The organism is Pseudomonas sp. GM49, assembly GCF_000282355.1.
GTDB lineage: Bacteria > Pseudomonadota > Gammaproteobacteria > Pseudomonadales > Pseudomonadaceae > Aquipseudomonas.
Window position 1 is genome coordinate 1 of record NZ_AKJL01000170.1, and the last position, 14,332, is coordinate 14,332.

Annotated in this window: 8 protein-coding genes and 1 pseudogene; 5 read left to right on the forward strand and 4 right to left on the reverse strand. The window is 59.3% G+C overall.

The window, feature by feature from the left end:
- Together PMI29_RS13370 and PMI29_RS13365 are read left to right on the forward strand one after the other, a co-directional pair.
- Positions 1-3,467 (forward strand): beta strand repeat-containing protein (locus PMI29_RS13370; RefSeq protein ID WP_007998770.1); only part of this gene is annotated, 3,467 nt, incomplete at its 5' end.
- A gap of 517 nt (positions 3,468-3,984) precedes the next feature.
- Positions 3,985-4,761 carry a tetratricopeptide repeat protein gene (locus PMI29_RS13365; RefSeq protein ID WP_033052429.1) on the forward strand — a complete coding sequence of 259 codons (777 nt, stop codon included), beginning with the start codon at positions 3,985-3,987 and terminating at the stop codon, positions 4,759-4,761.
- Positions 4,762-4,846: 85 nt separating this feature from the next.
- Here the strand turns inward: PMI29_RS13365 and PMI29_RS13360 are convergent, their stop codons facing one another.
- Genes PMI29_RS13360 through PMI29_RS13350 form a run of 3 tightly spaced genes read right to left on the reverse strand, consistent with a single transcriptional unit; the run spans position 4,847 to position 11,674 of the window.
- A complete protein-coding gene (locus PMI29_RS13360; protein ID WP_007998774.1) occupies positions 4,847-5,587 on the reverse strand; it encodes a Mut7-C RNAse domain-containing protein in 741 nt (246 codons plus the stop codon).
- Between the two features lie 60 nt (positions 5,588-5,647).
- Entirely contained in the window at positions 5,648-6,781 is a 1,134-nt protein-coding gene (locus PMI29_RS13355; RefSeq protein ID WP_007998776.1) for an ATP-binding response regulator, read from the reverse strand.
- Between the two features lie 30 nt (positions 6,782-6,811).
- Complete coding sequence (locus PMI29_RS13350; RefSeq protein ID WP_007998778.1) at positions 6,812-11,674, reverse strand: HAMP domain-containing protein; 4,863 nt, start codon at positions 11,672-11,674, stop codon at positions 6,812-6,814.
- Between the two features lie 279 nt (positions 11,675-11,953).
- On the opposite strand from PMI29_RS13350, the gene PMI29_RS13345 reads away from it, so the two are divergent.
- The 3 genes from PMI29_RS13345 (at position 11,954) to PMI29_RS13335 (ending at position 13,806) form a co-directional block, all read left to right on the forward strand.
- Positions 11,954-12,595 (forward strand): response regulator, encoded by a 642-nt coding sequence (locus tag PMI29_RS13345; protein ID WP_007998780.1) that lies wholly within the window; start codon positions 11,954-11,956, stop codon positions 12,593-12,595.
- Between the two features lie 337 nt (positions 12,596-12,932).
- Positions 12,933-13,460, forward strand: coding sequence for a response regulator (locus tag PMI29_RS13340; RefSeq protein ID WP_007998781.1), 528 nt, complete (start codon positions 12,933-12,935; stop codon positions 13,458-13,460).
- Between the two features lie 46 nt (positions 13,461-13,506).
- On the forward strand, positions 13,507-13,806 hold the full coding sequence (locus tag PMI29_RS13335; RefSeq protein ID WP_007998783.1) for a hypothetical protein: 300 nt from the start codon (positions 13,507-13,509) through the stop codon (positions 13,804-13,806).
- A gap of 267 nt (positions 13,807-14,073) precedes the next feature.
- Here PMI29_RS13335 and PMI29_RS13330 read toward each other — a convergent pair.
- Positions 14,074-14,332 (reverse strand): annotated as a pseudogene (locus PMI29_RS13330) (LysR family transcriptional regulator); the annotation flags it as partial.

Below are 14,332 nucleotides of genomic sequence, written 5' to 3' on the forward strand. Positions count from 1 at the left end.
TGAGCAGTGCCGATGGCACCCTTACTTCGGTCACCGTGCATATCGCCGGCAGCAACGACTCACCGACGATCACTTCCAACGGTGGCGGTGCGACGGCTTCGATCAACGTGGCGGAGAACACCACGGCGATCACGACAGTGGCGGCGACCGATGTTGATCTGCCTGCACAAACGCTGGGCTACAGCATCGTCGGCGGAGCGGATGCCGCGAAGTTCTCGATCGTTTCAGGCACAGGCGTGCTGAGCTTTATCTCTGCACCCAACTTTGAAGCGCCGACTGATTCGGGGGCGAACAACGTCTATGACGTGATTGTGCGGGCATCGGACGGCACGCTGTTTGACGACCAGGCGATCGCGGTAACCGTGACGGGCGTCAACGACAACTCACCGGTGATCAGCTCCAACGGTGGTGGTGCAACGGCTTCGGTCAACGTGGCGGAGAACACCACTGCGGTCACGACGGTGGTGGCGACCGATGCTGATCTGCCGGCGCAGACTCTGAGCTACAACATCGTCGGCGGAGCGGATGCCGCGAAGTTCTCGATCGTTTCAGGCACAGGCGTGCTGAGCTTTATCTCTGCACCCAACTTTGAAGCGCCGACTGATTCGGGGGCGAACAACGTCTATGACGTGATTGTGCGGGCATCGGACGGCACGCTGTTTGACGACCAGGCGATCGCGGTAACCGTGACGGGAGTCAACGACAACTCCCCGGTGATCAGCTCCAACGGTGGCGGTGCGACGGCTTCGGTCAACGTGGCGGAGAACACCACGGCGGTCACGACGGTGGCGGCGACCGATGCTGATCTGCCTGCACAAACGCTGGGCTACAGCATCGTCGGCGGAGCGGATGCCGCGAAGTTCTCGATCGTTTCAGGCACAGGCGTGCTGAGCTTTATCTCTGCACCCAACTTTGAAGCGCCGACTGATTCGGGGGCGAACAACGTCTATGACGTGATTGTGCGGGCATCGGACGGCACGCTGTTTGACGACCAGGCGATCGCGGTAACCGTGACGGGCGTCAACGACAACTCACCGGTGATCAGCTCCAACGGTGGTGGTGCAACGGCTTCGGTCAACGTGGCGGAGAACACCACTGCGGTCACGACGGTGGTGGCGACCGATGCCGATCTGCCGGCGCAGACGCTGAGCTACTCGATCCTGAATACGGCCGGGACGGACTTCAGCAAGTTCTCGATCAGTTCGAGTGGGGTGCTGACGTTCAACTCCGCGCCCGACTACGAGAATCCCCAGGATATCGGTGGCACCGACGGCGACAACGCCTACGTTGTGGACGTTCAGGTGGCCGACGGCAATGGCGGAACCGACACGCAGACCATTACGGTAAACGTGCAGAACGTCGTTGAGACACCAGTTGATACTGTGGCGCCAACGGTGACAGTGACAGGGACGGCCTTAGGGACTGCGATCGACCCTACCCCGTCAACGTCGACGGTCACATTCCAGTTCAGTGAAGTTGTGAGCGGGTTCAACCTGTCTGACGTCACGGTGAGTACAACGAACGGAACACCCCGCGGAACCTGGAGTAACTTCACGCAGGTTGACGGCGATACCTACACGGCGACGCTGACCAGAACGCAGAACGGTAGCGTAAAAGTCGACGTTGCCGCGAACAGCTACACCGACCTGGCGGGTAATCCTGGTGCTGCCGGGAGCAGTGCAAACCTTCCGGCAGGTGTTGCCGGCGAACCCATCAATCTAGCCCTCAACGTTCCGTCGACCAATATCAGCGGCCCAATAACGGTGGCCATCAGCGGTGTTCCCTCGGGATGGACGTTCAATGCAGGAACCGACAACGGCGACGGCACCTGGACAGTGCAGACCAGCGATCCCGGCGCATTGACTGTGACAACTCCAAGCGACTTCGCCGGTGCGTTGGTGCTCGATGTCAACATGCACTGGAGCAACAGCGACGGCAGCCCGGCAAGCGCCTATGTGTTCAACAACGTCGAAGTCTATGCCCCGGGCGCACCGATCTTCGCCTTGTCCGCCGACGACAACCTGACCGGCTCGTCCGGTGCCGACACCTTCGTCTTCGCCCAGCCGATCGGCAACAACATCATTTACAGCTTCGACGCGGCGGCGGACAAAATTGACTTGATCGGCTTCACGGGTGTCAACGATTTTGCGGATGTGAGTATCGTCAACGACGCGAACGGCAATGCCGTGCTCAGCATCAGCGCCGACCAGACGATCACCCTCAACGGTGTGGATGCGGCGGCGTTGAGCGGGGCCCACCTGCTGTTCGATGTGGACCCGGTCACGACCAATACGGGCACCATCAGCATTGCCGACGGCGCGATCATGCCGTTCGGTGGCAGCATCGACAACAGCGGCACCATAGCGCTCGGCTCCACCGGCCGAGGGACAGATCTCGAGATTCTGTTCCGTGGCGCGACGTTGAGCGGTGGCGGGCAAGTGGTTCTGTCCGACAGCGCGCACAACGTGATTTTTGGTGGCAGCGCGGACACGGTGCTCACCAATGCCGACAACACCCTCTCGGGTGCCGGCCAGTTGGGAGCAGGGCAGATGATGCTGGTCAACTCGGGCCTGATCCATGCCAACGGCGTCAATGCGCTGGTGATCGATACCGGTAGCAACGCTGTCACCAACAATGGCGTGCTGCAAGCCAGTGGCAGCGGCGGATTGGTGATTGAAAGCGCGCTCGTCAACAGCGGTAGCCTGTGGGCGAACGATGGCAACGTCACCGTCCACGGAGATGCCAGTGGCGCGGGAAGCGCGACTATCAGTGGTTCGGCGATGCTGGAGTTCGGTGCTGCCTCCGATCAGCATGTGACGTTCGACAGCGGCGCGGCAGGCACGCTCAAGCTTGATGTGTCGACAGCGTTCAGTGGCAGCGTCAGCGGTTTTACCACGGGCGACAAGCTGGACTTTGGCGATGTTGCGTTCGGCGCCAATACGCAGATCACCTATGCAGCCAATGACACAGGCACCGGCGGCATGCTGAGCGTGAACGACGGTGCACATGTGGCGCAGGTCGCGATCAATGGCCAATACGCGGCGGCGGGTTTGCAGGCGAACGCCGAGGGCGGCGGCAGTGAGCTGGCCTACGATGCAGCGGCGGCAAACCACACGATGCTGGGCGGCATGGCCGACGACATTCTGGTCGGCGGTGCGGGTGACGATCTGTTCTTCGGCGGGCTGGGCAACGACACGCTCAACGGCGGCTTCGGCAACGATACCTTCGCGTTTGCCGCTGCAGGCTTCGGCAATGACTCGATCCAGGGCTTCGACGTCGATCCGGCCGGAGGGCAGGACCTGCTCAATATCGCGGGGCTGGGGATCAGCAGCGAGACGTTCGCTGCCAACGTGAGCATTGCAGCTGACGGGGCGGACACGCTGATCGGGATCGGAATGGACTCTATTCGCCTTGTCGGTGTTAACAGTGCAGGTATCGATCAGACCGACTTTATCCTGTCGGCGTGATGCTTTTGCTGCTGGCTGCATGTTGCTACGCGGTTGCAGACCCCATCGCGGATGAGTCCGCGATGGGGTCTGTGCGAGGTATTTTTCTCGTCATTCCACCCGGAGCGAGGGGGCGTCTCCGGAATCCATGGAGTTTCCTTTTCGGGTATTGCACTAGCGGGGCGCGTGGGGGGTGGTGCTCGATGCCTGCCTGCTGGAACGACTCATCTAAAGTCCCGGTTGCGGTGTAATGCTGTTCAGTTAAGCGAGAATGATCCACTGTAGGAGCGAGCTTGCTCGCGATGGTCGTTAACGATGCCGCGTGTTTACTGACTAAACGCGGCGCTCTTGAGTCCATCGCGAGCAAGCTCGCTCCTACAGAATCCTTAACTGAACAGCATTACGGTTGCGGTGGCCGTTGCAGCGGGAACTTCAGGGTGCTGGCCAGGTCAATAGCGGCCCTGTATCGGAAATGCCGAGCAGCGCTGTGGTCTGTTTTACGGCAGTGCCGTCCGAGATCAGTCGAGTCCGCCCCCTGATGCCAACCAAGAGTTTTCTGCCGGGTCTCATACTGGCGTTCTGCGCCGTCGCGTCGCTTTGTTCGGTTGCTGCCGAGCGAAGTGCACCCTCGCAAAGTAACAGCGCATCAACCACCCTGATCGAAACCGCCTCGCGGCAGTATGAAAATGGCCAGTTGGACCAAGCCGCTGCCACGCTGGAACGTGCCCTGCATATCCAGCCGAACAATCCGGCGACGCTGCATTACCTCGGTGTGTTGCGTCTTCAGCAGGGGCAATACCAGCAGGCTGAAACCTTGGCGGCGCGCTCGAACATGCGGGTTGGCCGCAACGTCGAATTACGCAACCGTAACTTCCAATTGATCCAGGCGGCGCAGCAGGCCCAGGCTTCGAATACCCCACCCAATGCCAAGGAAGATCTGGTCGCAGTACAGCAGGGGCTGGAAGATGAGGCCCAAAGGCGCCGCGAAGCAGACATGGCCCTTGCTGAGCAATCCACTGCGGACATTGGGCGCGATGCTGGCAACTTCGCTCGCGCAAAGGCAGAACGGATATCGGATTCACCGATGGCTGGCAGACCTCGGTCCGAAGGAGAAGTGCAAATGGCTTCCGTCGAGCCAGAATCAGAGCCAGAGCCCGCGTACGGTGAGGTTGAGATCCCCCGCGGCCATTTGCCGCCTCCGGGTAAATGCCGAATCTGGTTTCCTGATCGCCCGCCGGGGCATCAGCCCGCACCCGGCAAATGCAAGAAGCTGCGATATCGGGTGCCGCCAGGGGCCTACCTGGTGCACGGTTGAGTTTCCGAGTGTCCACTTCTGGCCGTTATCTGCCTGATGCAAAAGCCGGTCATCCCTGGCAGCGCAGCCGGCCCGATGCGCGCGGCTATCGGTTCAGCAGAGGTGCCAGCAATGCACACATGCCGCGCCAGTGTGAACCCTCCCAGTAAATCCGTTGGCAGGCGTCGCAGCGCAGGAAGTGCGAATAGAGGACGCCAATGCGTGGTGGCACTTGCGGCCGAGCCAGTTCCGGGCTGATCTCGTGCAGCGGCAGGTTGCAATGAAGGCACAGGCTGAATGGCCGCGCGCTACGCGCCAGGTCGAGGCGCTCGTACAATTCGCGCAGCTGCAGCGACGGTTTCAGGGCATGCACATAACAGCCGTGGCTGATGATCCGCCGCTTGAGCAGTTCGCGGTCGCGGGTCAGTACGATGCGTCCTTGCTGCGCAGCGATCTCGGCGATCTCGCCATCCTCGAAGCCATTGTCAAAGAGGGTGTCGAAGCCGCTCATGCGCAGCAGGCTGGCCAGCCCGCCCAGGTGCGCATCAGCGACGAAGCGCAACACCCGTAAAGGTTGCGCACGAACCTTTAGCAGCGGACTGATGTCCAGCGCTTCGAACTTGGGATACACCGCCAGCCGGTCACTGTCGAGGATCACCCGCTCGAAGCCCGCCGACTCGCCGTTGAGCAACACCAGCTCGACCTCGGTATGCGGTACCCCGAGCGCCTCGATCATGTGCTTGACCGTCGCCCCTCGTGCGCACTCGCAGGTGAAGGATTGCCGCCGCCGTTCGGCCGGCAGGAAGTCGTTGAGCTCCTCGTAGAAGCGGAAGGTTGCACTGGTCATACTGAACAGTATGGCAGGGCTACAGACAGTATGGTTGTACTCGTGTTGATGCCATCCGGGTCAGTCGAGTGGCAGCGATATCGTTAATTTCGTTCCTTTGTCCGGTGCGCTGTCGATGGTGAATTCCCCGCCCAGCATGCTGATGCGTTCCTTCATCCCCACCAACCCGAACGAGTTCAATTTTTTGCGATCCGTCATGCCTACGCCATTGTCTTTGATCTGCAGGTAAAGCCGGCGACCGTCCCTGTAGAGTTCGATATGAACCTGTGTCGCTTGTGCGTGCCGGGCAATATTCGACAGCGATTCCTGCACGATGCGGAATAGAGTCGTGGCAGATTTTTCATTCAGTTCGCAACGCAAATTTTGCTCTTTCACCGATATCGTGCAATCGATCGCGCTGCGCTGGCGGAACTCTTCAAGTTGCCACTCGATCGCTGCCTGCAATCCCAGATCGAGTACGGGCGGCCGAAGGTCATTGATGATACTGCGGACACTGCGAATGGCTGTATCGAGTTGATTCAGAGCATCGCTGGCCTTTTCGTTGAGCCTGGGGTGCATGGTGCTGGTGCGCGCCTGCAACATGGAGACATCGATTCGCAACGCCAGCAGACTCTGTCCCAGCTCGTCATGGATGTCGCGTGCGATGCGCTTTCGCTCTTCTTCCTTGATGTGTTCCTGATAGGAGGCCAGTTCACGCAGCTGCAGCTTCGATTGCAGCAATTCTTCGGCTTGCATCGTCAGTTTGCGCTGCAGGTAGAACAGGTCGACAAACACCCGGATCTTGGCGCGAAGAACCTCGGCCACAATCGGCGAGAAGATGTAATCCACTGCGCCGGAGGTATAACCGCGGAAACGCTCGGAATCCGTATCGGCCTCAGCTGTGACGAAGATAATGGGCGTATGGGACGATTTCGGGCGGCCGTGAATGAGTGCCGCGGTTTCAAAGCCGTCCATCACTGGCATTTTCACGTCGAGCAGTATGACTGCGAAGTCGCGCTGCAACAGCAGGCGCAGCGCCTCGCGCCCGGAAGTCGCCGTGGCAATATCGAGGCCCATGTCGGCAATCACCGCGGCGAGCGCCGTCAGCTTGGCGGGATTGTCATCCACCAGCAACACTGATGCCGGCACGCCATCAGGCGGGAGCGGATGCCGCACCTGGGCTCTTTCTTTGAATACCGGGGGTTCCTGCTGCATATTTATGCCACTTCGGTTTGCGCTAGCGCCTCATCGATAGAGCCATTTGCGCATCAGTGACAGCAACTGATCGGTATCCACCGGCTTGCTGACGTAGTCCGATGCTCCTGCCTCGATGCACTTTTCACGGTCACCCATCATCGCCTTGGCCGTCAGCGCAATCATGGGCAGGTTTTCAAATCTCTTGAATGTACGGATCTGGCGCATGGTTTCAAAGCCATCCATCTCGGGCATCATGATGTCCATCAGGACGATGTCGGTATCGGGCTGCTGCTGCAGCAGTTCTATGGCGGTTCGGCCGTTTTCGGCCGTGGCCACCAGCATTTTGTTGCACTCAAGCACGCTGGTCAGGGCAAAAATATTGCGCACGTCATCGTCGACCACCAGGGCCTTTTTACCCTCGAGACTGTCCGAACCCTCATAGAGTTTTTCCAGCATCCTGCGCTGGGTCTGCGGCAGCCCGGCTACGACGCGGTGTAGAAACAGCGCGGTTTCATCGAGTATGCGCTCGGGGGATTGAACTGCCTTGATGACGCCCTTGCCGAGCAGTGTCCTGAAACGCTCGTGTTCCGGCTTGGTCAGTGTTTCTGCACCATAGACGACGATCGGCAATTCACGCATTGCGTGGTCTTCCAGCAGCGCCTCGAGAAACCCGATACCGGAGGCGTCGGGCGGTTTGAGATTGATTGCCATGCAGTCGTAGCGATTCTTTGCCAGTTTCTTCAAGGCTTCAGCGCCGCTGTCGGTCGTTGTGATCTTCACGTCTGTGTTACCGAGTAGATCGAGGATGCGCGAACGGTTCCCTTCGTCGCCGTCGATGAGCAGCAGACTCCTGGTCTTGCGCCGTGCGAATGCCACGATGCCGACCAGCGCATTTTGAATCTCGTCGGCTGTGACCGGCTTGAGCAGATAATCGAAAGCGCCATAGCGCAGCCCGCGTGTGCGGTCGTCAGCGCTCGAGATGATCTGGACCGGGATGTGACGCGTGGCGAAATTGCGCTTCAACTGCTCGAGTAGCGACCAGCCATCGATGTCTGTCAGGCCCGGGTCCAGTGTGATCGCGGCGGGTTTGAAGCGCTCGACGAGCTCCAGTGCATCCGCGCCACGGGTCGTGACGATCGCCCTGAACCCCTTCTTGCGCGCGGCCTCGAGCAGAATGTCGGCGAAACGGGCGTCGCCCTCGAGCATCAGCAGCACTTGGTCCCCGGGCTGGACAGACTCGCGGTCGTCCAGTATCTGTGCGGACGGGCCTGACATGAGGTCGCGTTTGCCTTGGCCAGGTACTGCCTCTGTCGCTGATTCGTCTGGCACCTGACGCTGGGCATCCTGTGTACGCAAGGGCACGTACAGCGCGAAAGTACTGCCCTTGCCGATCTCACCGGGGATCAGCCGCAACTCACCGCCCAGCCGGTGTGCGAGCTCGCGGCTGATCGACAGGCCGAGGCCGGTGCCGCCGTATTTTCGTGAGGTTCCGGTATCTGCTTGCTGGAACGCCTCGAAGATGAGCTTCTGTTTGCCGGCTGATACGCCAATGCCGGTGTCGGTGACCACGAAGGCGACCACCGTATCGGCGCGATTCAGTTCGCTGTGATCCACGCTCCACCCGGATACAACGGGCGCGATGCTGATATTGACGCTGCCTTGTTCAGTGAACTTGAAGGCGTTGGACAGCAGGTTCTTCACCACCTGCAACAGGCGCTTTTCGTCGGTCCAGATGACGGGGGGCAGGGTAGGCGCCAGTTCAATCGTGAAAGTGAGGCCCCGGCTTTCGGCGACCGGCCGGAAGGTGCGTTCGATCTGGTCGTGCAGATCGGCGAACAGCGCTTCATTCAGATCCAGTGTGACCGTACCCGACTCGATCTTGGACAGATAGAGAATCTCGTCGATCAGCTCCAGCAGGTCTTTGCCCGCGCTACGGATGGTCTTGGCATATTGGACCTGCCTGGGCGTGAGATTGTGTTGCGCGTTGTCGCTGAGCTGCTGGGCCAGGATCAGCAAGCTGTTCAATGGCGTTCTGAGTTCATGGGACATACTGGAGAGGAATTCGGACTTGTACTTCGAGGTCAGCATCAGCTGCTCTGCCTTCTCCTCCAGCGACAGCTTGGTGATTTCGACTTCGCGGTTCTTGCGCTCGACTTCGGCTTTCTGCTCCGCCAGCAGTCCGGCCTTGTCCTCCAGTTCCTCGTTGGTCTGGCGCAATTCCTCTTGTTGCCTTTGCAGCTCCTGCGCCAGCGATTGCGACTGCTTGAGCAGTTCTTCGGTACGCATATTGGCTTCGATCGTGTTGAGTACGATACCAATCGATTCAGCAAGCTGATCAAGGAAGGTTTGATGAATGATGCTGTAGCGCGTGAACGAAGCCATTTCGACGACGGCCTTGACCTTGTTCTCGAACAGGATCGGCAACACGATGATATTCAGCGGGGCGGCCGCACCCAGTCCCGATGAAATCGCGACGTAATTTGCGGGTACATCGGTCAGCAGGATGCGCTGCTTCTCGTAAGCGCATTGCCCGACCAGGCCCTCGCCGAGCCGCCACTCATCGTTCACATTGATGTTTCCCTTGTACGCATAAGCCGACAGCAGCTTGAGTTTCGCAGGATCGGGCGGGCTCTCGTTCATCATGTAGAACACACCGTGCTGGGCGTTGATCAGCGGAGCCAGTTCTGACAGCACCATCTTGGAGACCGCCGCCAGATCGCGCTGGCCCTGCAGCAGGCGGGTAAATTTCGCGAGATTGGTCTTGAGCCAATCCTGTTCCGCGTTTTGCCGCGTGGTTTCCCGCAGGTTGCGGATCATCTCGTTGACGTTGTCCTTCAATTCCGCCACTTCACCCTTTGCCTCCACCTCCACGTAACGAGTCAGATCGCCCTTGGTCACGGCAGTCGCCACGTCGGCAATTGCGCGCACCTGATTGGTCAGGTTGGCCGCCAGACCGTTCACGTTGTCGGTCAGGTCGCGCCAGGTGCCGGCAGCACCCGGCACGTTGGCCTGGCCGCCCAGCTTGCCCTCGACGCCCACTTCACGCGCCACCGAGGTCACCTGATCGGAGAACAGCGCCAGCGTATCGGTCATACCGTTGATGGTGTCGGCCAGTTCGGCGATCTCGCCCTTGGCTTCCAGTGTCAGTTTCTTTTTCATGTCGCCGTTGGCTACCGCAGTCACCACTTTCGCGATGCCTCGCACCTGGCTGGTCAGGTTGGCCGCCATGAAGTTCACGTTTTCGGTCAAATCCCTCCAGGTACCGGACACGCCTTGCACCTGTGCCTGTCCCCCGAGCTTCCCTTCGGTGCCGACTTCGCGCGCCACCCGCGTCACTTCGGCGGCAAAGCTATTGAGCTGGTCCACCATGGTATTGATGGTGTTCTTCAGCTCCATGATTTCGCCCTTGGCTTCTACGGTAATCTTGCGCCCCAGGTTGCCTTTGGCCACCGCCGTCGTCACGTCGGCGATATTGCGCACCTGATTGGTCAGGTTGGCTGCCATGCTGTTGACCGAGTCGGTCAAATCTTTCCAGGTTCCACCGACGCCCGTCACCTTGGCCTGGCCACCGAGTTTGCCGTCAGTCCCCACTTCGCGAGCCATGCGCGTCACTTCGTCGGCAAAGGTCGAGAGCTGGTCCACCATGGTGTTGATGGTTTCCTTGAGTTGCAGAATTTCACCTTTGGCTTCGGCTGTGATCTTGCGCGACAGGTCGCCGTTGGCCACCGCCGTCGTCACGTCGGCAATGTTGCGCACCTGGGTGGTCAGGTTGGCCGCCATGCCGTTGACGGAATTGGTCAAGTCCTTCCAGGTACCGGACACGCCGGTCACTTCGGCCTGTCCGCCCAGTTTGCCTTCGGTACCGACTTCCAGCGCGACGCGTGTCACCTCCGAGGCGAAGCTGGAGAGCTGGTCGACCATGGTGTTGATGGTGTTTTTCAGTTCGAGAATCTCGCCCTTGGCTTCAACGGTAATTTTCTCGCCGAGGTCGCCGCGCGCCACCGCCGTCGTCACCTGTGCGAGGTTGCGCACCTGGGTGGTCAGGTTGGCCGCCATGCCGTTGACCGATTCGGTCAGGTCGCGCCAGGTGCCTGATACGCCGCGCACTTCCGCCTGACCGCCCAACTTGCCTTCGGTACCGACCTCCAGAGCCACGCGGGTCACCTCCGCAGCGAAGCTGGAGAGCTGGCCGACCATCGTGTTGATGGTGTTTTTCAGCTCGAGAATCTCACCCTTGGCTTCGACAGTGATCGTCTTGCCCAGATCGCCTTTGGCCACAGCAGTCGTCACGTAAGCGATGTTGCGCATCTGGGTGGTCAAATTGGCGGCCATGTCGTTGACGGAGTCGGTCAGGTCTTTCCAGGTGCCGGACACTCCCTTGACATTGGCCTGCCCACCGAGAATCCCTTCAGTGCCGACTTCGCGCGCCACGCGGGTCACCTCGGAAGCGAAGGAACCCAGTCGCGTCACCATGGTGTTGACGATCTCGGCGGATTTGAGGAACTGGCCCCGCAGTTTCAGGCCGTCGAGTACCGGCGGGACTTGCTGGCTCAGATTACCCTCGGCAACCGAACCGACAACGCGAATGATCTCGTTCATCGGGCTGATGAGGTCGCTGGTGAGCGCATTGCTCGAGTTGACGATCTTTTGCCATGAGCCTTTCATCATCGGCAATTCGATACGCTCATCGACCTTGCCCTGCTTGCCGATCAGTCGCGCCACGCGTTCGAATTCGGTGGTGGTGTCGGCTGCCATGTCGATGATCTCGTTGAGCGTGTCGGCGATCTTGCCCGGCATGCCGGTCCAGTCTTCCGGCATACGCTTGGTGAAGTCACCTTTGCGCAACGACTTCAGCGCTGCCAGCAACGTCTTCATGTCGAGAACTTCGATTGGTGTCGTCACTGTGGCCATGTCTCTGTCCAGTCAAAATAGATGTCACGCGCAAGGCATTACCCATGGGCGTGCAGACACACCTGAGAGCTTAGGCGCCGCTAACGCCTGAAGCAAAAGTGCAAGTGCGCTGCCTGCCTGCTAACGTAAAACTCTGCGGCAGATTCCATGGCTTGCCGGCCACTGGCCGCAGGGTTAGGGTGGGAATGCATGAGCGCCACTGTGCCGGCGGGTTCAACATCATCTGTACATCGGGACACGATACGGCCAGGGTCTTGCGGGTGCGGATGGAAAATACAGATGACTGACCACAGAATCAGAGTCTTGCTGGTGGATGATCACAGCATCGTGCGTAACGGCGTGCGACGCATGCTGGAGACTGCCAGCGAGATCGACGTAACGGGTGAAGCAGAGACGGCACAAGAAGCAATGCTTCGGGTCCGGGAGCAGGATTTCGACGTGGCGCTGGTAGATATTCAGCTGCCCGACAAGACCGGCCTGCAACTCCTCAAGCTCATGCGTGCAGAGAAACCCAAGCTCGCCATTCTGATGTTGAGCATGCATTCGGTCGAGGCCTATGCATTACGCGCAATCAAGCAGGGCGCAGCGGGATACCTCACCAAGGATATTTCCGCAGCCACCCTGGTTGCGGCTGTTCGCAAGGTGGCCTCAGGCGGCAAGCACGTCAGTCCTGAACTGGCAGAAAAACTGGTCAACTCTATCGGCAGAGGCGACGCGGCACCCCACGAAGCGCTATCCGACCGGGAACTTGAAGTACTGAAGCTCCTGGCTGCAGGCGAGAGGATTGTCCGCATCGCTCAGATACTGCACTTGAGCCCGAGTACCGTCACGACCTACCGGGCACGCATCCTGGAAAAAACAGGAATGGACAGCAACGCGAAACTGGCCCGCTATGCACTCGAAAACGGCCTGTTAACTTAGAGTTCCCTGCCATTCGACACTGGCGAGGCACTCAATCGTTTTCGGCATCCTTCACTATTGAATCGTTCTGGTTGAACTTAAGGTGCGGTTTAACAGACTGTGCAGGAATGATGCGCAGCACATGCCCGGCTTCGCCGAAGCGTCGCCCGTTTCAGCCTGCTTGTAGTGGAACCACTACAAGCTCTTGGCCGATATCGCCACAAAGAAGTCCTGCTAACGTCGATAGTGGGGGCGGTTCCACTTAAGCATACTGACCTCTCTGCAAGAGTTCGTCCGCTGAATGAAGTTGTCTTCGTCAGCGTCTTGCACTGCGATGTCAAAAAAGAGAGGTCAAGTCATGCAGGTCACCAACACAGAACCATTGACTGCACTGATACCAACCAGAGACTCAGGCCCTTTGCGCCTGTTTGTCATTGAGGACTCGAACGTCGTGCGAGCACTGTGGCGCACGCTGTCACCGCGGATCGCGGGCCTGTCACTTGCCGGGGCATTCCACCGCTCATCGACCGCCATCGCCGCCATCCGGCGTGAACCACCCGATATCGTCTTGCTGGACGTCAACCTCGGCGACGGTAATGGCATGGAAGTATTGCGTGTGGTTGCAGCTGAGTATCCGCTGACAAAAGTCATCGTGGTCAGCAATCGCGCTGGTCCGAGACATTGGAAGTACTTTACAAAAGCGGGAGCCTACGCCTCCTACGACAAGATCCATGAACTTGCCGCCATGTGCCGCATGCTGGAGCGTTTAGCCAAGTCCCTGTTACCAGCCGCTCGAACCTTCTCACCTGCTTCAGGCTATGTATCAGGGCAAATTGCACGAGTCAGAGAAGACTCTGGAATAGATATTCGCAAGTTGAGCGCGTAGTGCGCGCTGCATTCATATTGAGTCAATGTTCTAACTGGAGGACATCATGATGATAGGTTATTGGTTGTGTGCGTTGCTGTGGGGTGTGGTGCTGCTGGAAGAGATCCAAAGCATGCCCCTTCAAGAATGGAAAGAAGAGGGTCTGAAAAAGGTTCTTTTGCTGCGCCGGACTAGAACCCGGACCGGTTACTTTATGGCGTTGATCGCGGGTGCCTTGTGCCTTTATAGCGAAATCGTGGTGGCGCCGGTCGATCAGAATATTTTCAATCCGGAGCTGATACTTGCCGTATGCGGTGTTCTTTGGGGCGCTTATCTTTCCGTAGTCAGCATCAAGGGGAAGCGATAGATGCCTGTCTCCATGACCACTGCGGGTAATTGATATTTCACTATCGTCGGCCGGCTGGGAAACTCCCTCCGGTCAGGCGCTCACCTCAACATTTGAACAGCCGCAGCCTCGCTGGCAGCGGCTTCAGTTCACTGATTCCAGATAAATCCGCATAAGTGGCGATTCGGGGCTGGCAGCGAACTTCGAAGCACGTCTGCGCGACTTCTTCGGCCATCTGCATTAGCCGTTCTCCAATCCCCTGATCACGCATCGACTTTTTTGGGCTCGTCAGCTGACGTGACCGGTCACCTGGGCGCATAGCTTTGTCAGCTGTTCGGCCAGATCGATCACGCGGCGTGGTGCGTCGGGCCGCAGGTGCAGCGCGATTTCCAGTGCCGCCAGCTCGGCGAAGGACTCGGCCACGCCCAACCGTCGGTGGCCGGGCAGTGCAAGTCGCGAGGGGAGCACGCTGACGCCGAGTCCATCGGCGACGGCTGAGCGGACGCTCGCAAGGCTCGCGCTGCTGTAGCCGATGCGCCAGCGTCGG

Excerpts from the sequence above, each read along its gene's own strand:
- PMI29_RS13345 (WP_007998780.1), top strand. The coding sequence starts at position 11,954 with ATGACTGACCACAGAATCAGAGTCTTGCTGGTGGATGATCACAGCATC.
- PMI29_RS13360 (WP_007998774.1), bottom strand. The coding sequence starts at position 5,587 with ATGACCAGTGCAACCTTCCGCTTCTACGAGGAGCTCAACGACTTCCTG.
- PMI29_RS13355 (WP_007998776.1), bottom strand. The coding sequence starts at position 6,781 with ATGCAGCAGGAACCCCCGGTATTCAAAGAAAGAGCCCAGGTGCGGCAT.
- PMI29_RS13335 (WP_007998783.1), top strand. The coding sequence starts at position 13,507 with ATGATGATAGGTTATTGGTTGTGTGCGTTGCTGTGGGGTGTGGTGCTG.
- PMI29_RS13350 (WP_007998778.1), bottom strand. The coding sequence starts at position 11,674 with ATGGCCACAGTGACGACACCAATCGAAGTTCTCGACATGAAGACGTTG.
- PMI29_RS13365 (WP_033052429.1), top strand. The coding sequence starts at position 3,985 with ATGCCAACCAAGAGTTTTCTGCCGGGTCTCATACTGGCGTTCTGCGCC.
- PMI29_RS13340 (WP_007998781.1), top strand. The coding sequence starts at position 12,933 with ATGCAGGTCACCAACACAGAACCATTGACTGCACTGATACCAACCAGA.